Below are 20,949 nucleotides of genomic sequence, written 5' to 3'. Positions count from 1 at the left end.
GGCGTTCTTATTGAGCAGGTTGCGCTGGGGTATTTTGTTTGGCCAAGGGTAGGCGGTTCGATGAAATCTGACGCGCGATCTGCTGTGCCACATCATCAATAATCACCTGATTCAAAAACTTTTGTTCCTGGTCATCAGTGTTGACTGTTTCAATGTCATATTGATAAGTACGCGTTGCCACCACAGTGCGTGGTTCGGTCACCGGATTGCCTTGCGCATCTTCAATGCGGAAGGTTACATTTAAACGCAGCAAGGTTTCAACCAGCTTACCATTCAATTCTAAGCGGCGCGGCGTGTAATCGAGAACACGTAAAACATAAGCTTCTGGTACATTACTGAGTTGTACGCCCGCAGCACCTAAATAAACCGCCAGCTTTTCTTGTAATTCTTCAGTATTGGGGGGTAAAGAAAGGCTCATAACCGAATAGGCAACAGGTGCAGAACTCGGATTGGTTCCTTTTAGATGAAAGCCACAGCCGACTAAGCCTGCACTTAGACCACAAGTTAAAACAATTGCTGCTAAACGTTTGCCTAAATGCATGAGTATCCTCTTTTTCCCTCAGGGAAATATTTGAAATCCTGAACCGGATTGTAAAGTCAAAGCCCGCTGGCTGGCAACGGGCTTTGTGTTTTTTAAGCCTCCCTTTGGCAAAGGGAAGTTTGGAGGGATTATTTCTTAAAGTCCTTCTCCTGAGTGAGGTTTTAAAGCAGCGCTTTTAAAACTGAACGCAAGTGAGGGTTAGGGAGAGGTGAATTATTCGCCCTCATCCCCTTGCAGAATTGTTTAAAGCAGTGCTTAAACAATTCCTCAGGATTTAAACCACCAAATTCACCAATTTATTCGGTACCACAATTTCTTTCTTGGTTGGACCAGTCAGGAATTGTTGAACTTCAGGCAATGCTTTGGCTTGCGCCAAGATGTCATCTTTTGATGCACCCACAGAAACTTCAAGTTTGCCACGAAGCTTACCGTTCACTTGTACCACAATGGTTTGCGTATTACGTGTCAGTGCAGATTCGTCCACAGCAGGGAATAGGGTTGAATTCAATTCAATCCCAAACTCAGCCAATAAAGTTTGGCTTAAGTGCGGTGCAAATGGAGCTAACAAAGTCAGAAGTGTAGTGATCGACTCACGTGCTACCGCAACGTCATTGTCATCTTGGGCTTCAAACTTGTTGTTCGCGTTTAGAAGTTCCATCAATGCAGCAATTGCAGTGTTAAATGCATGACGACGTTCGATGTCATCACCGACTTTTTGGATGGTTTCATGAGTTTTACGACGTAGGTCTTGTGCAGCCGTAGACAGTGCCGCTTTGTCGATGTTTGATGCACCGTTACCTTTTTCAAGGAAGCCTGTTGCTAAACGCCATACACGTTTCAGGAAGCGGTTTGCACCCTCAACACCGGCGTCAGACCATTCTAGTGATTGATCTGGTGGAGCTGCAAACATCATGAACACACGTGCGGTATCTGCGCCGTACTGGTCGATAATGGATTGCGGGTCGATACCGTTATTTTTCGATTTCGACATTTTTTCCTGACCACCAACAATTACGTCCTGACCATCACCTTGGTATTTCGCAGACAGAATACGCCCTTTTTCATCACGTTCGAGGTCGATATCTGCAGGGTTAAACCAGGTTTTCTTGCCTGATTCAGCTTCACGGTAATAAGTATCTGCCAAAACCATACCTTGAGTTAACAGGTTGGTAAATGGTTCATTACCTTGTACTACACCTTCATCACGCATCAATTTGTGGAAGAAGCGTGCATAAAGTAAGTGCAGAATCGCGTGTTCAACACCACCGATGTATTGATTTACTGGAAGCCATGTTTGAGCAGCTTCAGGTTTTACCATGCCATCGGTAAAGTCAGGCGATGCATAACGTGCATAGTACCAAGATGATTCTACGAAGGTATCTAGCGTATCTGTTTCACGACGCGCGTCGCCACCGCAGCTTGGGCATGACGTTTCATAGAACTCAGGCATCTTGTTCAATGGATTACCTGAACCGTCTGGAACCACGTCAGTCGGAAGTACAACAGGAAGTTGCTCTTCAGGCACCGGCACTTGACCACATGATGGACAGTTAATCATTGGAATTGGACAACCCCAATAACGCTGACGGGAAACACCCCAGTCACGTAAACGGAATTGAACTTTAGAGCTTGCCAGACCTGTTGCTTCTAGTTTAGCTAGGAATGCATCGTATGCACCCTGAAAATCTAGACCGTCAAACTCGCCTGAATTCACCAGTTTGCCTTCTTTCGAACCGTACCATTCTTGCCATTCTGTTGCAGAAAAGTCGCTATCGTCAGCGCCTTTGGCATCAATGACTTGTTTGATGCTTAAGCCATATTTATTGGCAAATTCGAAGTCACGCTCATCGTGTGAAGGCACCGCCATCACCGCACCTGAACCGTAAGACATCAACACATAGTTGGCGATCCAGACCGGAACTTCTTCGCCAGTCACAGGATGCTTCACAGATAGCCCGGTTGCCATGCCTTTTTTCTCGGCAGTGGCAAGATCTGCTTCTGCCACAGAACCCATACGGCATTCTTCAATGAATGCAGCCAATTCTGGGTTTGTTTCAGCCGCTTTCAGTGCCATTGGGTGTTCAGCTGCAACTGCAACATACGTTACACCCATCAAGGTATCGGCACGTGTTGTGAAGACTGTTAAACCATCTGCATAGATTTCAGGATTTGCTGAAGGGAAGGTAATATCCATCCCTTGTGAGCGACCAATCCAGTTACGCTGCATGGTCAACACTTGTTGTGGCCAGCCATCTTTAAGCGTGTCCAGGTCGTCAAGTAACTCTTGCGCATAATCAGTAATGCGGAAGTAGTACATTGGAATATCACGTTTTTCAACCAGTGCACCTGAACGCCAGCCGCGACCATTTTCAACCTGTTCGTTGGCAAGAACTGTCTGATCGACTGGATCCCAGTTTACAGTTGAAAGCTTACGGTAAATCAAGCCTTTTTTATAAAGCTGAACAAATAACCATTGTTCCCAACGATAGTATTCAGGGGTACAGGTGGCAAATTCACGATCCCAATCCACTGCAAGACCGAGTTTTTTCAACTGGTCGCGCATGTAAGCAATATTTTCAAATGTCCATTTTGCCGGAGCAACCTGGTGTGCAATCGCTGCATTTTCAGCAGGCAGACCAAAAGCATCCCAACCCATCGGTTGCAGCACAGTTTCACCTTTTAAGCGATGGAAACGGCTGATCACGTCACCAATCGTATAGTTACGCACATGACCCATATGCAGCTTGCCACTTGGGTAAGGGAACATCGAGAGAATATAACGACGTGGACCTTCTACTTTGTCGGCAACTTTAAAGGCTTTGCGAGATTCCCAATCCTGTTGGACTTGAGGCTCAATCGCACTGGCTTGATATTCGGAATCAATGTGAGTAGTCATAAACGTATCAGTGAATTACGGTGAAAAAAGTCTGTTGCACAGCATAGCGCAAAATGCACCTAAAAGTGAATTTTGCGCCGGTATTTCCCGAAGAAAAAACATGCTGTTCTATATGGAGGTGTCTTATAAAGCGACTGCACGATTTTTAGATTGCTGCAAGGCTTCGTTGGCTTCACGTTGTTGCTGGTCCTGATTCGCAGGAACTTGAGGGGCTTGTTGCTGTTTTTCTTGCGATGTGTTCTCGGTTTGCACTTCAGTTTCAGCCATTCTAGGTGATGTCGGTGCTGAATTTTTCCAGCCATACGTATCCACTGTGGTGGCTTTTTTTGCAGATTTCGGCGGTGGCGTCTTGGTGTAGTGGGTGACGCCTTTCGCATCGACCCATTTATGATACTGGATCGCGGAAGCGCTAGTGCTACAGATGCTCAAAACAACTGCGCAACTCAAACTGAAGACGGTTAAAAAAGATATTTTCATTGTTCTTGGGCCTTGGCTTGCTAGGCATGGAATACTGCAATTATTGTAGTGATTTTCACAGTAAAAATAATGAATTTTTATCTGCTCTATTCATGATCACGGATCGAACAGCTTCTGCATCTCGTTTTGTAGAAGTGGTGAGCAAATTTTCAGACACAAAATTTATTGATAAACAACTTCACTGGATTTATTAAAAATTCATTCATTTTTTTTATATAAGACATACTAAAAATTTATAAAATTAAATATATAAGTTTATGAATTTTATTGGATTAAATATTATTAGATTAATTCTTTATTACTGTCCTTGCTCTAGATCGCTGTTAAAAACAGCAAATCAGGTGTTTTTAAGCGCATATTGCCTGTTTTTTAAACTTGACTTTAAAGCCTGAAAACACAAGAATGCTGCAATAGTTTTATATGCCTTAATCGATCACCCTTCGACTAAGTGTCATTTCATGCAGTGGGCGATTTCTCTAGCCGAGAAATTGAACAAAGCTAAGCAAAATATGTTTATCCCAACATGTTTTAGGTCTTGTATTGCTCGAACAGCCAAGAGATCAGATTTTTTTCCTATTGCTATGAAAACTATGAAATTTGTGTGCTATAACAGTGCAGACAGTTAACAAATGAAACACTGCAAATGCCTCCCATTTGTGCAGTGTCATAATATTAGGGTGAATCACGTTGGAACTTCTATCTGGTGGTGAAATGCTTGTTCGCGCATTAGCGGACGAAGGCGTTGAACATGTTTTTGGATACCCAGGCGGCGCAGTTCTTCATATTTATGATGCGCTATTTCAACAAGACAAAATCAATCATTACCTCGTACGTCACGAACAAGCTGCCGGTCACATGGCGGATGCTTACTCACGCGTTACAGGTAAGACCGGTGTGGTGTTGGTGACCTCAGGTCCGGGCGCAACCAATACGGTAACGCCAATTGCAACGGCCTATATGGACTCAATCCCGATGGTGATTTTGTCAGGTCAGGTTGCGAGTCATCTGATTGGTGAAGATGCATTCCAGGAAACCGATATGGTCGGCATTTCACGTCCAATCGTGAAGCATAGTTTCCAGGTGCGTCATGCCAGCGAAATTCCTGCAATCATCAAAAAAGCATTCTATATCGCGTCATCTGGTCGTCCAGGCCCTGTCGTAATCGATATTCCTAAAGATGCGACCAATCCTGCAGAAAAATTTGCTTACGAATACCCGGAAAAAGTGAAGATGCGTTCGTATCAGCCACCGTTTCGTGGTCACTCAGGTCAAATTCGTAAAGCGATTGAAGAATTAGTCAATGCTAAGCGCCCAGTAATTTATTCGGGTGGTGGTGTGGTTCAAGGCAATGCATCTGCACAATTGACAGAGCTTGCGCATCTATTGGGCTATCCGGTAACCAATACCTTAATGGGCTTGGGCGCATTCCCGGGTGATGATGAACAGTTCATCGGTATGCTCGGTATGCACGGTACTTATGAAGCCAACATGACCATGCACAATGCAGATGTGATTCTGTGTGTAGGCGCGCGCTTCGATGACCGTGTCACCAACAATCCGGCAAAATTCTGTCCGAATGCCAAAGTGATTCATATTGACATCGACCCGGCGACGATTTCAAAAACCATTATGGCGCACATTCCAATTGTCGGTGCGGTAGAGCCGGTATTGACTGAAATGTTGAACCAGTTGAAACAGCTCAATGTTTCCAAGCCAAATCCTGAAGTGATTGCGGCATGGTGGTCTCAGATTAATGAATGGCGCAAAGTGCATGGCGGTCGTTATGCAGCAGGTGTTGATGGTGTGATGAAGCCACAACAAGTGGTTCAGGTATTGGATAAAGTGACCAATGGCGAAGCGATCATTACTTCGGACGTAGGCCAGCATCAAATGTTTGGTGCGATGTATTACAAATACAAGCGTCCGCGTCAATGGATTAACTCAGGTGGCCTAGGCACTATGGGTGTAGGTTTGCCTTATGCGATGGCTGCGAAGCTTGCTTTCCCGGATCAACAGGTGGTGTGTATTACGGGTGAAGCATCGATTCAGATGTGTATCCAGGAGCTTTCGACCTGTAAGCAATATGGCTTGAACGTAAAAATCTTGTGCCTGAATAACCGTGCTTTAGGTATGGTGAAACAATGGCAGGACATGAATTACGAAGGTCGTCATTCTAGCTCTTATGTAGAGTCACTGCCTGACTTTGCCAAGTTGATGGAAGCGTATGGTCACGTCGGTATTCAGATTGATCATGCCGATGAGCTTGAGTCGAAACTTGCAGAAGCGATGGCGATTAACGACAAGTGCGTATTTATTAACGTCATGGTTGATCGTACTGAGCATGTTTATCCGATGTTGATTGCAGGTCAATCGATGCAAGATATGTGGTTAGCAAAAGGGGAGCGCACAGCATGAGACATATCATCTCTGTACTTGTTGAAAACGAAGCAGGTGCGCTTTCCCGTTTAGTGGGCTTATTCTCACAGCGTGGCTACAACATCGAAACATTAAACGTTGCGCCAACTGAAGATCCAACACTTTCTCGTTTGACTTTGACCACTTATGGCGATGATCACAAGATTGAGCAAATCACCAAGCAACTCAACAAGCTTGTTGAAGTGGTGAAAGTGGTTGACCTGTCTGAAGGTGCGCACATTGAGCGTGAACTGATGCTGATCAAAGTCAAAGCATTGGGTTCATCTCGCGACGAAATTAAGCGTACCGCAGATATTTTCCGTGGTCAGATTGTCGATGTAACACCAACGACTTATACCATTCAAATCGCAGGTACGACTGAAAAAGTTGATGCGTTTATTGATGCACTTGCAGAACACACCATTTTAGAAGTGGTGCGTTCAGGCGTTTCAGGTATTGCGCGCGGCGAAAAAGTTTTAACCATCTAATTTAAATATTTCCTCATCCTAATAAGAAGGGGGTATCAGGCAATGTAAATACAAGGGTCATTGCCTGATTTAACGGACAAACAAGCATTAAGCGGAGACAGCAATGCAAATTTTTTACGATAAAGACACTGACTTATCTATCATCCAATCTAAGAAAGTAGCGATCATTGGTTACGGTTCACAAGGTCACGCGCATGCGCTTAACCTGAAAGATTCTGGCGTTGATGTCACTGTAGGTTTACGTGCGAACTCTACTTCTTGGAAAAAAGCTGAAAATTCAGGTCTTAAAGTTGCTGAAGTTGCTGCTGCTGTAGCGCAAGCGGATGTAGTCATGATCTTGACGCCTGACGAATTCCAATCTCAACTTTATCGTGACGAGATTGAGCCAAACATCAAGCAAGGTGCTACTTTAGCGTTTGCTCACGGTTTCTCGATTCTTTACAACCAAGTTGTTCCACGTGCTGACCTTGACGTAATCATGGTTGCGCCTAAAGCACCTGGTCACACAGTACGTTCTGAATACCAGCGTGGTTCAGGTGTTCCTGACTTAATCGCAATTCACCAGGATGCATCTGGTAACGCGCGTAACGTTGCACTTTCTTATGCTTCAGGCGTAGGTGGCGGCCGTACTGGTATTATCGAAACTTCATTCCGTGAAGAAACTGAAACTGACCTTTTCGGTGAGCAAGCAGTTCTTTGTGGTGGTGCAGTTGAGCTGGTTAAAATGGGCTTCGAAACTTTGGTTGAAGCTGGTTATGCGCCTGAAATGGCGTACTTCGAATGTCTACATGAACTTAAATTGATCGTTGACTTGATGTTCGAAGGCGGTATCGCGGACATGAACTACTCTGTATCGAACAATGCTGAATATGGCGAATATGTAACGGGTACTGAAGTAATTAACGAGCAGTCTCGTGAAGCGATGCGTAATGCACTTAAACGTATTCAGTCTGGTGAATACGCGAAGATGTTCATTCAAGAAGGTGCGTTGAACTACCCATCTATGACTGCTCGTCGTCGTCAAAACGCTGCTCACGGTATCGAAGTAACGGGTAACAAACTTCGCGCGATGATGCCTTGGATTCAAGCAAATAAAATTGTTGATAAAGAGAAAAACTAATTTCTCGAATCAATTGATTTGAATGCGAAGACCCACTCATTTTGAGTGGGTTTTTTATTTTTGGTGTTACGTGCCTCAAGAAGAATAAAGCAGTGCTTTATTTTTTTCGTACCTTGGATTCAAGTAGACAAAATCGTTGATAAGTAAAAGAATTAATACTCCTTTTGGTTGAATTTTATGCTATAAAGACCTCGTTATTATGGGGTTTTTATTGGAAAATGCATGAAAGTTAAATGCTTAGGATTTGAGATTAGTACAGAAAATAATCTAATAAATATTAATGATTTTATTGAGAGCAATTTAGTTTTTGAGATAAAAGATATTTTTAAGCGTGATGTATTTATTGATTGTAATGACCCTAATTACTACAAAGGATTAATTCTAACTATTAAAGATCAAAAAGCTTCTACAGCCAAAATGATATTCAATTCAGAAGGCTTATTTTGGGTTGCATAGCACCCATTATTAAGTTTTTGCTACTTCATCAAACAGTCACACAGAACACCTATGCTTTGCTTAAAACATAAATAAGTAAGATAGGTGCGACATGAATCAGCCCTACAGCCAAGCCTTAACAAAACAACAAGCATTCCTTGATGGCTTTCAATTTGACTTAAAACAGCAACGTCTGAAAAGTCCTCAAAAATCATCTGCGCTTGCAGATTTGGTACGCCCCCGCTTAAAAATTGCCATAGTGACCGAAACATGGCCACCTGAAATTAATGGTGTAGCCCATTCACTGTTACAACTCTGCAAAGGGCTGAAAAAACAGGGGCATAAAATTTTATTGATTCGACCCGAGCAAAAAGGCATCTGTGCTGAATTTCAACCCTATCGGGAATGTTTGGTTAAAGCACAGCGTATTCCCAAATATTCAGGCTTACAGTTCGGTTGGCCGCAGTTTCTAAAAGTTCGCCATGCGGTAGAAGTCTTTGCACCCGATGTAGTGCATATCGTCACAGAAGGCCCATTAGGGCTTGCCGCGCAGCAAACTGCAAGATTCCTTGAAATTCCTGTATCAAGCGGCTTTCACTCTCCATTTCAGGAATTTAGCCGTTTTTTTGATTTGGCATTCTTGGTTAAACCTATTCAGCATTATCTCAAATGGTTTCATAACCATACCGCAATTACCTGTGTACCGAGTCGTGAAACTGCCGAAGCACTCCACAAATTTGGAGTGACGTGTCCACTGGTTGTGGTGGGGCGAGGGGTAGATACACAAGCCTTTTCACCTAAATGGCGTTCTGATTCCCTACGCCAGAACTGGGGAGCTTCCAAAGAGACCCGTGTCATGTTGTATGTCGGGCGTTTATCGCCTGAAAAAGAAATACCAGTGGTGATTCAGGCATATTTCACATTGCGTCATATGTATTGTCAGGATGTGCGTCTGGTGGTGGTCGGAGATGGTCCAGACCGACAGCGCTTAGAGCAGTTGAATCATGATGCTTCGATTGTGTTTACCGGGAGTTTGCGTGGTCAACAGCTTGCTGAAGCCTATGCCAGTGCCGATGTGTTTTGCTTTGCGAGTCAGGTTGAAACCTTTGGCAATGTGGTATTGGAGGCGATGGCCAGTGGACTGCCGGTTATTGCTTATGATTATGCTTGTGCACATCTACATGTACAACACGACCGAACAGGCTGGCTCAGCTCACTGGGTCTGCAAGAAGATTTAACAGCCAATATCTTAAAGTTACCAGATTATCACACACTTAGAAGAATGGGTGTGTATGCTTCACACTGTGCACAGAAGGTCGGATGGCAACATCCTGTAGAGCAGTTTGAACAGGTTCTGTACTCAATCACAAGGCAAAATAAATGACCTAATTAAAACAAGAGCGGGAGCAACATGATGAAAATCCACAATGCCAAACTCAAATTTTTAGAAATAGATTTAAAAGGCTGTGTCTACCTCAATCATCTCTCCCACTCAAATCGAATCGCTGCTTTTTTTAAAATCATTAGCCGTTTGGGGGATGGCGTGTTTTGGTATGTGATGTGTTTTGCTGCATGGGGACTTCGTGGCTTGGAGTATGGGCTACAGATGCTCTATATCATTTTGGGTGGAACGTTCGGTACGCTGATTTATAAAATTCTCAAAACAAAAACTGTACGTCCAAGACCTTATCAGGTGCACCAGGTGATTCGACTGGGTGAGCGGCCGCTTGATCATTTTAGTTTTCCGTCTGGACATACCTTGCATGCGGTAATGGCAACCACAGTCTTGGGTTATGTTGCACCGCTATTATTGCTGTTGATGCTCCCTTTTACGCTGCTGGTGGCTTTATCGCGCATGATTCTGGGATTGCATTATCCAAGTGATGTCGCGGTTGGGGCAATGATCGGAGGCATGATGGCCGTGGTCATTGTGCTGAGCGCACCTTATCTCAATATTATGTTGTAAAAGTAAGTGAAAACTGGGGCGAAAGCTCGCAGATTTTTATAAATTTGCTAAAGTACAGCATTAAAGCAAATATGGTGAGAAATAGAGATGGGTTTACGTTGGACTGATACCCTGGATATCGCGATTGAACTCTACGAAGCGCATCCAGATGTGGACCCGCAGTGGATTCGTTTTACTGATTTACACGCCTGGGTATGTGCCTTGCCTGAGTTTACGGATGACCCGACTAAATCCACAGAAGGTCTGCTGGAAGCGATTCAAATGGCATGGATTGACGAAGCGCGTTAAGTGCCCGATTGAAAAAAGCATATTTTTACAGTGTAAAAGCAGAAAAATGCGCATTATCTCGGTATAATGCGCCAAATTTTCATGTCAACAATTGACTTAAGGAGCCTATCATGGCTATCGAACGTACTTTATCTATCGTAAAACCAGACGCAGTTGCTAAAAACCACATCGGCGACATCTTTGCTCGTTTTGAGAAAGCTGGTCTTCAAATCGTTGCAACTAAAATGAAACACTTGACTCAAGCTGAAGCTGAAGGCTTCTACGCTGAGCACAAAGAACGTGGTTTCTTTGCTGATCTTGTTGCTTTCATGACTTCTGGTCCAGTGGTTGTTTCAGTTCTTGAAGGTGAAAACGCTGTTCTTGCTCACCGTGACATCCTTGGCGCGACGAATCCTAAAGAAGCTGCTCCTGGTACAATCCGTGCAGATTTCGCTGTAAGCATCGACGAAAATGCTGCTCACGGTTCTGACTCTGTAGCATCAGCTGACCGTGAAGTTAACTACTTCTTCGCTCAAACTGAGATTGCTCCACGTACTCGTTAATTCGCAGTATTCAAACCAGATAAGTGTTATTATACTTATCTGGTTTTTTTATTCTTTGAATAATTCTTTGCTCACATATTGAGCTTCTCCTTTGATCTTTAGACATGGTTTAGGTAATACACATGAGTACTGAAGTCGTCGCTGTATCTGCAGTTTCAGCTGCACAGCAACCATCTCCGTCCACTCCCACACAGCAGAATGCTGTGGAAAAAGTGAACCTACTCGGCATGTCTCGTCCGCAAATGGAGAAATTCTTTGAGGATATGGGGGAGAAGAAGTTTCGTGCCGGGCAGGTAATGAAATGGATTCACCAATTTTTCGTGACCGATTTTGCCGAGATGACCAATATCTCGGGCAAACTGCGTGAAAAACTGGAACGTATTTGTGAAATTAAAGCGCCCGAAGTGGTGCATAAAAATTATTCTAAAGACGGTACCCGGAAATGGGTCTTCCGTGTCGGTGATGGTGACGGCTCTCTTGTCGAAACTGTATTGATTCCTGCTGAACATCGTAGCGGCCTACGTCGTACCTTGTGTATTTCGTCTCAAGTGGGCTGCGCACTGGACTGTTCATTCTGTTCAACCGGTAAACAGGGTTTTCAGCGCGATTTAGATCAGTCAGAAATCATTGGTCAGTTGTGGGTGGCGAACTATTCCTATATGGAAGATGTGCCTGTGGCAGATCGTGAACGTTCAGTCACGAATGTGGTCATGATGGGCATGGGCGAACCACTGCTTAACTACGATGCCGTACTTAATTCCATGCGCATTATGCTGGACGACTTTGCTTATGGCATGTCGAAACGTCGTGTGACCTTATCGACATCAGGTGTGGTGCCGAAAATCGATCAAATGGTCAAAGACATTGATGTGGCACTGGCAATTTCATTGCACGCACCAAATGACGAACTGCGTAATGAACTGGTGCCAATCAACAAGAAATATCCGTTAGAACAACTGATTGCGGCGTGTCAGCGTTATATTGCCAAAGATGGTAATGAAAGTTCACGTAAACACGTCACCATTGAATATGTGATGCTGGATGGTGTGAATGATCATCCTGAACATGCACAGCAAATGATTAAGCTGCTGAAGAACTTGCCGAGCAAGATTAATTTGATTCCATTCAACCCTTTCCCGCACGCGCCTTATGGGCGTTCAAGCCGTAACCGCATTATTTCTTTCCAAAAAACTTTGTCTGATGCCGGTTTTGTGTGTACGATTCGTCAGACACGCGGTGATGATATTGATGCGGCGTGTGGACAGCTTGTAGGTCAAGTGGCTGATCGTACCCGTCGTGCGGAACAGTGGAAAAAGAAAATTGCGCAGTCAAATGAGATTATGCGTTCACAAGGATAATAAGAGGTCGCCAGTTGAGAAATCTAACATCTAAAATTGCTTTGATTTCAACAGTATGTGTGTCTTTAGCTTTGGTTGCATGTCAAACGCCAGATTTGGGTCAGAAAGATCCTGAAAAAGCCACCAAAGTCCGTACCCAATTGGCGGCAGAATATTTAAGAACAGGTGACCTAGATGCAGCCAAACGTGCGCTGGATCAGGCACTCGAAACGACTCCGCGTGATTCGCAAGCGAATATGATGATGGGCGTGCTATTGCAACAGGAAGGTAGTCAGCTCAATCTTGAGAAAGCAGATGCTTATTTCAAGCGTGCAATTTCGGCAGATCCGAAAAATGCACAGGCACGCAACAACTATGGCACGTATTTATATCAGCTAGAACGCTATAATGATGCGATCGAGCAGTTTAACATTGCCGGTGCAACTTTAGGTTATGATCAGCGTTTCCGTGCGCTGGAAAATATGGGACGTATTTACCTGAAAATGGGCGATGTGGTGAATGCTGAAAAATCATTCAAACAGGCGCTTCAGGCGAATCGCGATTCATATATATCAATGTTAGAGTTGTCAGAAATTTTTTATTTAAACCAGCAGTTCCCGGCAGCGACACAACTGTATCAACAGTTTGCGCGTGGTGTGGGACAGAAAAATCAGGGTGCCCGTGCGCTCTGGGTTGGCATTCGCACTGCGCGTGCCAGTGGTGATCAGTTGGGGATGCAGGTATTGGTGAACCAGTTACGTGCATTGTTTCCTGAAAGCCAGGAATACCAACGTTATTTGCAATTACAGTACAGTACTGAGGCCGTATGGAAGTAAATCCTAATTCACCTTCGAATCATTCGAGCGTAGCTCCAAATGCGTTAGGAAATATTCAACGTCCGGGCGAGTACTTGCGCCAGATTCGTCTCAATCAGCAACGTGATCTGGAAAATGTGGCCAAAGAGCTGAATATTCCGGTCAAAACCCTGACTGCACTTGAGCAGGATGAATATAAGTCTTTGCCTGAGGCGACTTTTATCAAAGGCTATTACCGGATCTATGCCAAACTTTTGGGTGTAGATGCGTCGACTATTATTCAGCGTTTTGATGAAATTTATACCAATGATACGGGTTTGTTGCCCAATCATGCGCTGAATAATTCCCCCATCAAAATTATGGGGAAATTGCCAGGTTCCAAGCGTGACCGTAACCGTAAATGGTTAAAGCGCATTTTTATTACGCTGGTCTTGCTGCTAATTTTGGGCGCACTGTTTGCCATGGTTCAGAACTGGTCGAGCAGTAGTTCGCAAAATAGCAGTGAAGTTTCTGGAGTCGGTGCTTCCAATATCGAGATTCTGAATCTGGATGCAGGCGCCGCACTGTCTGGCGACCAGCTAAAACTCGATTTTAACCGTCCGACCTCTGTGCATATCGTCGATTCAGCCGGTAACGTTTTAGCGACTGGCCGTCAGGCATCGAGTTTGCAACTCAATGGTGAAGCGCCATTCCAGATTCGTCTTGATGATGCGGCAGCTGTATCACTCAGCCTGAATAATGAAAATATTTCATTGTCACCTTATACCGTAAACGGAAAAGCAGAATTCCGTTTGTCACCTTAACAGATCAAGAGTAGAGCAAAACCATGATCGTAAATCCAATTAAACGTCGTCCAACACGTAAAATTCGTGTCGGTTCAGTTTATGTGGGTGGTGATGCACCAATCAGTATCCAGTCTATGACCAATACTGAAACCTGTGATGTGGCAGCCACGGTTGCACAGATCCAGCGCTGTGTCGATGCCGGTGCAGACATCATGCGGGTTTCTGTGCCTACGATGGAAGCGGCGGCAGCCTTTGGTGAAATTCGTAAGCAGGTGAATGTGCCTTTGGTGGCGGATATTCACTTCGACTATAAAATTGCTTTGGCAGTTGCGGACTTCGGTGCAGACTGTTTGCGGATTAACCCGGGCAATATCGGCTCAGAAGCAAAGATTCGTGAAGTGGTGGCAGCAGCACGTCATAATGATATTTCAATGCGGATTGGTGTCAATGCCGGTTCACTCGAAAAAGACATTCAAAAGAAATATGGCGAGCCGACAGGCGCAGCATTGCTTGAATCTGCGATGCGTCATATCGACATTTTAGACCGTCTGGATTTTCAGGAATTTAAAATTTCAGTTAAAGCATCCAATGTGTTCCTGACCATGGATGCGTATCGTTTGCTGTCTCAGCAAATTGATAATCCGCTGCATTTGGGTGTAACCGAAGCCGGTATTTACCGTACAGGTTCGGTTAAATCTGCAATCGCCTTGGGTGGTTTGCTGATGGAAGGCATTGGCGATACCATGCGTATTTCGCTTGCTGCCGAGCCTGAAGAAGAAATTAAAATCGGTTTTGATATTCTAAAATCGCTGGGTCTGCGTTCTAACGGCATTAATTTTATTGCCTGCCCAAGCTGTTCACGTCAGGAATTTAATGTGATTTCCGTGATGCAGCAGCTTGAAGAACGTCTGGAAGATATTCGTACTCCAATGGATGTGTCGGTGATTGGCTGTAAAGTAAATGGGCCGGGCGAGGCTAAAGAAGCCGATATCGGTGTCGTAGGTGCAGCGCCACGTTCACTGGTGTATCGTAATGGTGAAAAAAGCCATCTAATTGATACCAATCAACTGGTTGATGAAATCGAAAATATGGTTCGTCAACGCGTTACCGAGCTTGAAGAAGCTAAATCTAAAGAAATTATTCGTACAAGTTTTTCTGAGTAGATCATGAGTTCAATCGTCGCAATCAAAGGTTTTAATGACATTCTCCCAACGCAAAGCCCAGCTTGGAGACGTCTTGAACAGCATCTGTCGGGTTTGATGGATGCTTATGGCTATCAACAAATCCGTTTGCCTATCGTTGAACAGACCAATCTGTTCAAACGTTCGATCGGTGATGCCACCGATATCGTTGAAAAAGAAATGTATACCTTTCTGGACAAAGGTAATCCGCCTGAGTCTCTGACACTACGCCCTGAAGGAACTGCAGGCTGTGTACGTGCCATGCTGGAGCATAATCTGCTTCGTGGTGCAACTCCTCGCGTCTGGTATATCGGGCCAATGTTCCGTTATGAAAAACCACAGAAAGGTCGTTACCGTCAGTTCCACCAGTTTGGTGTAGAAACCTTTGGTGTGGCGACTCCGGACATGGATGCAGAGCTGATTTTGATGACTGCACGTCTGTGGAAACGTATGGGCGTAGCGGACAAGGTTCAACTTGAATTAAATACTTTAGGCGAATCGGATGAACGTGCAGCCTATCGTGCAGCCTTGGTTGAATTTTTAGAGTCACATAAAGCCGATCTGGACGAAGATTCTCAGCGCCGTCTGACCACAAATCCACTGCGTATTCTGGATTCTAAAGATGCCAAAACCCAAAGCATCCTAGAAAATGCACCGAAACTGCATGACTTTATGGGTGAAGAAACTCTGGCGCATTTTGCCCAGTTACAACAGTACCTGACTGATGCCGGCGTGAGTTTTGTGATCAACCAAAAACTGGTACGTGGCTTAGACTACTACAACAAAACTGTGTTTGAATGGACCACAACACATTTAGGTTCACAAGGAACCGTGTGTGCCGGTGGCCGTTATGACGGTCTTGTTGGTCAATTGAAGGGCAAGCCTGATCAGTCTGTACCTGCGGTTGGTTTTGCCATGGGTATCGAACGTTTATTGCTTCTGCTTGAACAGGTTGAAGACAATACCCCGACACGTGATTGTGAAGTCTTCCTGGTGGCTGAACCGGCTGCTCAAGGGGAAGCTTTAGTCATTGCTGAACAGATTCGTGATCAGCTTGAAGCAGTAGGCAGTCAGGTTCGTCTGAAAGTAGGCTCCCAGGGTTCAATGAAATCGCAAATGAAAAAGGCCGATCAGGCGGGTGCTTTATATGCAGCGATTTTAGGGGAACGTGAACTAGAAGCTAAGGCGTTTACTGTGAAAGAGCTGGCAACCGCAGAGCAATCGAATGTACCATTTACGGACTTCGTTGCATTTTTTAGTACTAAAATTTCTTCAAAATAATCGATAAAACATTAGGAAAAGGGTAATCTCATGAGCGCAATGAGTGGTGATGAACAGTTTGAAAGCTTAAAATCCTTTACGAAGAAATATGGTTCTTCGATGATTACTGGGATTTTAATTGCGCTGATTGCCTTTTTTGGATGGGAATATTGGCAGAAGAAAAACCTGGCAGAGTCGCAAATGCACACTGCCAAGGTTCAGCAGTTGATGGATGATGCGCAGGCATCGAAAGGTGATGGTTTTGCCAAGTTATCTGAAGCTGCGGACAAGATTGTCAAGGAAGCACCAGATTCAGCACAGGCGATTCAGACCCAGCTGATGATGGCGAAACTGGCTTATGACAAAGAAGATTATGCTGCGGCCGAGAAAGCGCTACAGAAAGTTGAAAATTCGAAAGTAGATGATAAAGGCCTGGTTCAGGTGGTCAAACTTCGTCTGGCTTATGCGCAACTGGCACAGAAAAAATATGATGCTGCATTGAAAACTTTAGAAGCAGTGACTGAACCTGCGTTTAAAGCAACTGCCGATGAAGCACGTGGCGATATCTATGTTGCCAAAAATGATATTGAAAATGCGAAAAAAGTATATCAAAGTGCATGGGATGCCTTGATTGAACGTAAAGAAGAACGTCAGATTTTACAAATTAAGCTCGAAAGCGTAGGCGTGTTGGTCGATGATCCAGAAATCGAACGCCCAATTATAGAAACACAAGCGGAAGAAGCTGCATGAATAGAAAATACAAAATTACCTGTGCCTTGACTGTTTTAACGCTTGCACTGGCTGGCTGTGCAGGTAAAACAAATAAAGTTCCAGAAGTAAAACCGAACCCACTTCCAAAACTGACCCAAGCCAAAACACTGGTTCCTGTATTTTCCACCAGTGTATCTGCGACAGATGCTGCCGATCCATTGCGTTTACGTCTGGATGCAGACAATGGTGTGGTTTTTGCGATTGATCCAAAAGGTGAGGTGTCTGCATTTAAGGGCAAACAGCGTCTTTGGCAGAAAAAAGTCAGCAAAGATAATCTAAGTTCTGGCGTTGAAGCGGCCGAGGGTCTGGTTGTTGTCGGTAGCCAGAAGGGCCAACTGTTTGCACTCGATCAGCAAACCGGTGAGCAAAAATGGACTGCACAATTGACGGGTGCTTTACTGGCGCCTTCACTGATTCATGCAGGTCGTGTGATTAGTGTGAGCAATGACGGTATGGTCTATGCGCATGAAGTGGCAAGCGGTGCACAAGTTTGGACTTATAACCTGCCTAATGTACAATTCAGCCTGCGTGGTATGGCGGCTCCTGTGCCATTAGATGCGCGTAATGTGCTGATTGCATCTTCAAATGCGTATATTTATGCACTGGATGCCTTAAGTGGCGTACCAAAGTTACAGCGTCGTGTCGCCGTGTCGGATGGCCGTTCTGATATTCAGCGTCTGGTCGATATCGACGGTGAGCCGGTCGTTGCAGGTCAGTTTGTGGTGACGACCAGTTATCAAGGTCAGGTGACTGTGCTGGACTTGGCTTCACAGCAAGTGATCTGGAGTGAAGATGCCAGCAGCATCCAGCGTCCAGAAGTTGTCGGAAATGGCGTATTCGTGGCGCAAACTGATGGCAAAATTAAAGCTTTTGAGATTAGCTCGGGTCAACCGCTTTGGGAAAATGATCAATTGCTGAATCGTCAGCTCAGTAATCCAGTGATGTTAGGCACGGATTTGGTGGTCGGTGATCTGGATGGTGTGTTGCACCTGATTGACCCGCGTACCGGACAAATTACTGGTCGTTCGAAAACCTCTGGTGAAGTGCGTAACTTACGCGTGATCGACAACCAGCTTTATGTTTCTACACGCAAGGGCGCATTAAGCATTTGGCAGAACCGTTAATTTTAACGAGCCTTATGTTAAACTAGCCGCAACCGTATTTTTGTGAACGCGGGGTGATTGAAAAATCAATGCCCCGTGTTTTTATTTAGGGTATTTTTCCCCTTATATCTTCCTATACTTTCTGATGTTCAGGCCACTTTGACTGCCTGATTATTGAATAAAGGTTACTCTATGAAACCCGTAATTGCGCTCATTGGTCGTCCGAACGTCGGAAAATCAACTCTGTTCAATCAGATTACCAAGAGCCGTGACGCATTGGTGGCAGACTTTGCTGGTCTGACACGCGACCGTAAATATGGCGATGCAACCTATCAAAATAAATCTTTCATTGTGGTTGATACCGGTGGTATTGGTGAAAATGAAGGCGGTATTGACTCGTATATGGCAGAGCAATCTAAAACTGCCATTCATGAAGCCGATATTATCATTTTTGTGGTCGACGCGCGTGCCGGACTGCTGGCTTCCGATGAGCAGATTGCGCGTGAACTGCGTACTTTAGGTAAAAAGGTCTTTCTGGCGGCCAATAAAGTCGATGGCGTACATGCTGAAGCTGCCCTGGTTGAATTCTACAAACTGGGCATGGGCGAGCCGCTACAAGTTGCTGCTAGCCATGGTCGTGGTGTTCAGCAAATGCTGGAAGACGTGCTTGCCGATGTACCGGAAGATGAAAACCCGGAAGAACATGATAAAAACACTGGTCTGCGTTTAGCGATTATTGGTCGTCCAAACGTGGGTAAATCTACGCTGGTGAACCGTTTGCTCGGCGAAGAGCGTGTGGTGGCATTTGACCAGCCGGGTACAACACGTGACTCGATTTATATTCCATTCGAGCGTGATGGCCGTCAATATACCCTGATTGATACTGCAGGGGTGCGTCGTAAAGGTAAAGTGGATGAAATGATTGAGAAATTCTCGATTGTTAAAACTTTACAGGCGATGAAAGATGCCAACGTGATTGTGGTTGTGGTCGATGCACGTGATGGTATCGTTGAGCAAGATTTGCATCTGATTGGCTATGCGCTTGAAGCCGGTCGTGCCATGGTCATTGCTGTCAACAAATGGGATAACATGACTGAATATGATCGCAAGCAATGTAAGCTAGATGTAGAGCGTCGCTTCGATTTCATTCCATGGGCAAAAGTGCATTTGATTTCTGCATTGCATGGAACGGGTGTGGGTGAGCTTTATCCTTCGATTCACCGTGCCTATGATTCATCTCGTTTGAAAGTATCACCGGCAAAAATCACCCAGATTTTAAATGATGCAACAGATGCCCACCAACCGCCTATGGTTCAGGGTCGTCGTATTAAAATGCGTTATGCGCATATGGGCGGACAGAATCCACCAACCATCGTGATCCATGGTAACAAGGTCGATAAAACCCCTGCGGATTACCGTCGTTATCTTGAAAACGTGTTCCGTAAAGTATACAAGCTTGAAGGTACGCCGATTAAAATCGAGTTTAAAACCTCTGAAAACCCGTTTGAAGGGCGTAAGACGGTGATGGATGAGCGTATTGCAGCGCGTAAACGTCGTTATGTACAGAAGTTCAAGAAAGCCGAAAAGAAATTTAAGCGTTAATTTTTTGTGTTAAGTTTTCGATAAAAAGCCTGCTGATGCAGGCTTTTTTCCCTCTTAGATTCTCAAATGTAAGGCAATTCTCATGGTCAAAGATTGATGAACTCTCTTACAATAGATTTAAAGTAAATATAGATTGAAAAACCATTGTGACTTCACTTATTCGAATTGATCTGCATGCGTTGTCTGACGCGAGTCAAAGCAACCAACTCCTGGAACGTAAGGCACAGATTCAAGCGCGTAAGATTGAGATAGCCGCGTTAAGAAATCAGTTTTTATCCAGTCATTTGGAATCCGCTGTCTTCAATCAGGATGTTGTGCGGACTACATTCGGCAAACCCTATCTCCACACTCATCCAGACTTCAACTTTAACCATAGCCATAGTCAAAATTTCTATGCTCTGGCAACGAGCAATAATGTCCAAAATTTGGGAATTGATATTGAAGAGCTGAGCCGTAAGGTTCGATTTGAAGCCATGGCACAACATACCTTTCATCCTGAAGAGCTTAAACAGTGGCAGGCACTGGACTATGATTCCGAATACTGGTTTAAGGTCTGGACCACCAAGGAAGCTGTATTAAAGGCCTCAGGACTGGGCATACGCATCAACCTGAATGAGTTAAATACCCAGATTCATCCAGATCAGAATGGTGGAAGATGTGAACATCCAGAGATCGGCGTCTATGCCTATCAAAATTATAATATGGCAGGATGTATGCTCACCGTGGCCTGGCAAAGTGAGCATTCATGCAAGGGTTTCAGATTTCCGCTAATCCAGATTCACCAATCTGTTTAAATCAGCAGAGTGATTGATAGTAAATAATTATATTGACAAATATAGTCAAACATATACAATTTAGGTATTAAATTTTAAAAAAACTTGCAATGAAATACTTGACTGAAAGCTTAAAGAAAGTAGAGCAAGACCT

20 protein-coding genes are annotated in these 20,949 nt (G+C 44.5%); 17 read left to right on the top strand and 3 right to left on the bottom strand.

Features of this window, described 5'->3' with window-relative positions:
* Positions 1-7: 7 nt before the first annotated feature.
* The 3 genes from FTV30_RS10340 to FTV30_RS10330 form a co-directional block, all read right to left on the bottom strand.
* Positions 8-541, bottom strand: a complete 534-nt coding sequence (locus tag FTV30_RS10340) for a hypothetical protein (protein ID WP_180001548.1) — start codon at positions 539-541, stop codon at positions 8-10.
* Positions 542-815: 274 nt separating this feature from the next.
* On the bottom strand, positions 816-3,437 hold the full coding sequence (gene leuS / locus FTV30_RS10335; RefSeq protein ID WP_180001547.1) for a leucine--tRNA ligase: 2,622 nt from the start codon (positions 3,435-3,437) through the stop codon (positions 816-818).
* 123 nt (positions 3,438-3,560) lie between these two features.
* Positions 3,561-3,914 carry a DUF4124 domain-containing protein gene (locus FTV30_RS10330; RefSeq protein WP_180001546.1) on the bottom strand — a complete coding sequence of 118 codons (354 nt, stop codon included), beginning with the start codon at positions 3,912-3,914 and terminating at the stop codon, positions 3,561-3,563.
* Between the two features lie 687 nt (positions 3,915-4,601).
* Here FTV30_RS10330 and FTV30_RS10325 point away from each other — a divergent pair.
* The 17 genes from FTV30_RS10325 (at position 4,602) to FTV30_RS10245 (ending at position 20,816) form a co-directional block, all read left to right on the top strand.
* Entirely contained in the window at positions 4,602-6,329 is a 1,728-nt protein-coding gene (locus tag FTV30_RS10325; protein ID WP_034608751.1) for an acetolactate synthase 3 large subunit, read from the top strand.
* Positions 6,326-6,817, top strand: coding sequence for an acetolactate synthase small subunit (gene ilvN / locus FTV30_RS10320; protein WP_004813125.1), 492 nt, complete (start codon positions 6,326-6,328; stop codon positions 6,815-6,817). The genes FTV30_RS10325 and ilvN overlap by 4 nt, the downstream gene beginning before the upstream one ends.
* 103 nt (positions 6,818-6,920) lie before the next feature.
* Positions 6,921-7,937, top strand: coding sequence for a ketol-acid reductoisomerase (gene ilvC, locus FTV30_RS10315; RefSeq protein ID WP_005172704.1), 1,017 nt, complete (start codon positions 6,921-6,923; stop codon positions 7,935-7,937).
* Positions 7,938-8,159: 222 nt separating this feature from the next.
* A complete protein-coding gene (locus tag FTV30_RS10310) occupies positions 8,160-8,393 on the top strand; it encodes a hypothetical protein (protein WP_074384026.1) in 234 nt (77 codons plus the stop codon).
* A 91-nt stretch (positions 8,394-8,484) separates the two neighbouring features.
* Positions 8,485-9,756, top strand: coding sequence for a glycosyltransferase family 1 protein (locus tag FTV30_RS10305; RefSeq protein WP_180001545.1), 1,272 nt, complete (start codon positions 8,485-8,487; stop codon positions 9,754-9,756).
* 30 nt (positions 9,757-9,786) lie between these two features.
* On the top strand, positions 9,787-10,338 hold the full coding sequence (locus FTV30_RS10300; protein WP_005095663.1) for a phosphatase PAP2 family protein: 552 nt from the start codon (positions 9,787-9,789) through the stop codon (positions 10,336-10,338).
* 87 nt (positions 10,339-10,425) lie between these two features.
* Entirely contained in the window at positions 10,426-10,626 is a 201-nt protein-coding gene (gene iscX, locus FTV30_RS10295; protein WP_100329232.1) for a Fe-S cluster assembly protein IscX, read from the top strand.
* A 110-nt stretch (positions 10,627-10,736) separates the two neighbouring features.
* Complete coding sequence (gene ndk, locus FTV30_RS10290; RefSeq protein ID WP_004647460.1) at positions 10,737-11,168, top strand: nucleoside-diphosphate kinase; 432 nt, start codon at positions 10,737-10,739, stop codon at positions 11,166-11,168.
* Between the two features lie 122 nt (positions 11,169-11,290).
* Positions 11,291-12,526 carry a 23S rRNA (adenine(2503)-C(2))-methyltransferase RlmN gene (gene rlmN / locus FTV30_RS10285; protein WP_005095669.1) on the top strand — a complete coding sequence of 412 codons (1,236 nt, stop codon included), beginning with the start codon at positions 11,291-11,293 and terminating at the stop codon, positions 12,524-12,526.
* Between the two features lie 14 nt (positions 12,527-12,540).
* On the top strand, positions 12,541-13,341 hold the full coding sequence (gene pilW, locus FTV30_RS10280; RefSeq protein WP_005172689.1) for a type IV pilus biogenesis/stability protein PilW: 801 nt from the start codon (positions 12,541-12,543) through the stop codon (positions 13,339-13,341).
* Positions 13,332-14,123: a DUF4115 domain-containing protein gene (locus FTV30_RS10275; RefSeq protein WP_180001544.1), complete on the top strand. Its 792-nt coding sequence runs from the start codon at positions 13,332-13,334 to the stop codon at positions 14,121-14,123. The genes pilW and FTV30_RS10275 overlap by 10 nt, the downstream gene beginning before the upstream one ends.
* 23 nt (positions 14,124-14,146) lie before the next feature.
* On the top strand, positions 14,147-15,268 hold the full coding sequence (ispG, locus tag FTV30_RS10270; RefSeq protein WP_005172685.1) for a flavodoxin-dependent (E)-4-hydroxy-3-methylbut-2-enyl-diphosphate synthase: 1,122 nt from the start codon (positions 14,147-14,149) through the stop codon (positions 15,266-15,268).
* A 3-nt stretch (positions 15,269-15,271) separates the two neighbouring features.
* The gene (hisS, locus tag FTV30_RS10265) at positions 15,272-16,567 is read left to right on the top strand and encodes a histidine--tRNA ligase (RefSeq protein WP_180001543.1); all 1,296 of its coding nucleotides are present in this window, start codon (positions 15,272-15,274) and stop codon (positions 16,565-16,567) included.
* A 30-nt stretch (positions 16,568-16,597) separates the two neighbouring features.
* Positions 16,598-17,296: a tetratricopeptide repeat protein gene (locus FTV30_RS10260; RefSeq protein ID WP_180001542.1), complete on the top strand. Its 699-nt coding sequence runs from the start codon at positions 16,598-16,600 to the stop codon at positions 17,294-17,296.
* A complete protein-coding gene (gene bamB, locus FTV30_RS10255) occupies positions 17,293-18,441 on the top strand; it encodes an outer membrane protein assembly factor BamB (RefSeq protein ID WP_005095682.1) in 1,149 nt (382 codons plus the stop codon). The genes FTV30_RS10260 and bamB overlap by 4 nt, the downstream gene beginning before the upstream one ends.
* 171 nt (positions 18,442-18,612) lie before the next feature.
* Positions 18,613-20,022, top strand: a complete 1,410-nt coding sequence (der, locus tag FTV30_RS10250) for a ribosome biogenesis GTPase Der (protein ID WP_005095683.1) — start codon at positions 18,613-18,615, stop codon at positions 20,020-20,022.
* A 146-nt stretch (positions 20,023-20,168) separates the two neighbouring features.
* Complete coding sequence (locus FTV30_RS10245; protein WP_159138483.1) at positions 20,169-20,816, top strand: 4'-phosphopantetheinyl transferase superfamily protein; 648 nt, start codon at positions 20,169-20,171, stop codon at positions 20,814-20,816.
* The last annotated feature ends 133 nt before the right edge of the window (positions 20,817-20,949 follow it).

The sequence above is a fragment of the Acinetobacter sp. YH12255 genome (genome assembly GCF_013417355.1).
GTDB classification, from domain to species: Bacteria; Pseudomonadota; Gammaproteobacteria; order Pseudomonadales; family Moraxellaceae; genus Acinetobacter; species Acinetobacter pseudolwoffii.
Note: the sequence above shows the minus strand (reverse complement) of the source record. Positions and strands in the feature narration are given on the sequence as shown.

Coding starts and splice junctions, on each gene's coding strand:
- hisS (WP_180001543.1), top strand. CDS start 15,272: ATGAGTTCAATCGTCGCAATCAAAGGTTTTAATGACATTCTCCCAACG.
- bamB (WP_005095682.1), top strand. CDS start 17,293: ATGAATAGAAAATACAAAATTACCTGTGCCTTGACTGTTTTAACGCTT.
- FTV30_RS10260 (WP_180001542.1), top strand. CDS start 16,598: ATGAGCGCAATGAGTGGTGATGAACAGTTTGAAAGCTTAAAATCCTTT.
- FTV30_RS10310 (WP_074384026.1), top strand. CDS start 8,160: ATGAAAGTTAAATGCTTAGGATTTGAGATTAGTACAGAAAATAATCTA.
- rlmN (WP_005095669.1), top strand. CDS start 11,291: ATGAGTACTGAAGTCGTCGCTGTATCTGCAGTTTCAGCTGCACAGCAA.
- FTV30_RS10300 (WP_005095663.1), top strand. CDS start 9,787: ATGAAAATCCACAATGCCAAACTCAAATTTTTAGAAATAGATTTAAAA.
- FTV30_RS10305 (WP_180001545.1), top strand. CDS start 8,485: ATGAATCAGCCCTACAGCCAAGCCTTAACAAAACAACAAGCATTCCTT.
- ilvC (WP_005172704.1), top strand. CDS start 6,921: ATGCAAATTTTTTACGATAAAGACACTGACTTATCTATCATCCAATCT.
- FTV30_RS10340 (WP_180001548.1), bottom strand. CDS start 541: ATGCATTTAGGCAAACGTTTAGCAGCAATTGTTTTAACTTGTGGTCTA.
- ispG (WP_005172685.1), top strand. CDS start 14,147: ATGATCGTAAATCCAATTAAACGTCGTCCAACACGTAAAATTCGTGTC.
- der (WP_005095683.1), top strand. CDS start 18,613: ATGAAACCCGTAATTGCGCTCATTGGTCGTCCGAACGTCGGAAAATCA.
- iscX (WP_100329232.1), top strand. CDS start 10,426: ATGGGTTTACGTTGGACTGATACCCTGGATATCGCGATTGAACTCTAC.
- FTV30_RS10330 (WP_180001546.1), bottom strand. CDS start 3,914: ATGAAAATATCTTTTTTAACCGTCTTCAGTTTGAGTTGCGCAGTTGTT.
- leuS (WP_180001547.1), bottom strand. CDS start 3,437: ATGACTACTCACATTGATTCCGAATATCAAGCCAGTGCGATTGAGCCT.
- FTV30_RS10275 (WP_180001544.1), top strand. CDS start 13,332: ATGGAAGTAAATCCTAATTCACCTTCGAATCATTCGAGCGTAGCTCCA.
- ndk (WP_004647460.1), top strand. CDS start 10,737: ATGGCTATCGAACGTACTTTATCTATCGTAAAACCAGACGCAGTTGCT.
- ilvN (WP_004813125.1), top strand. CDS start 6,326: ATGAGACATATCATCTCTGTACTTGTTGAAAACGAAGCAGGTGCGCTT.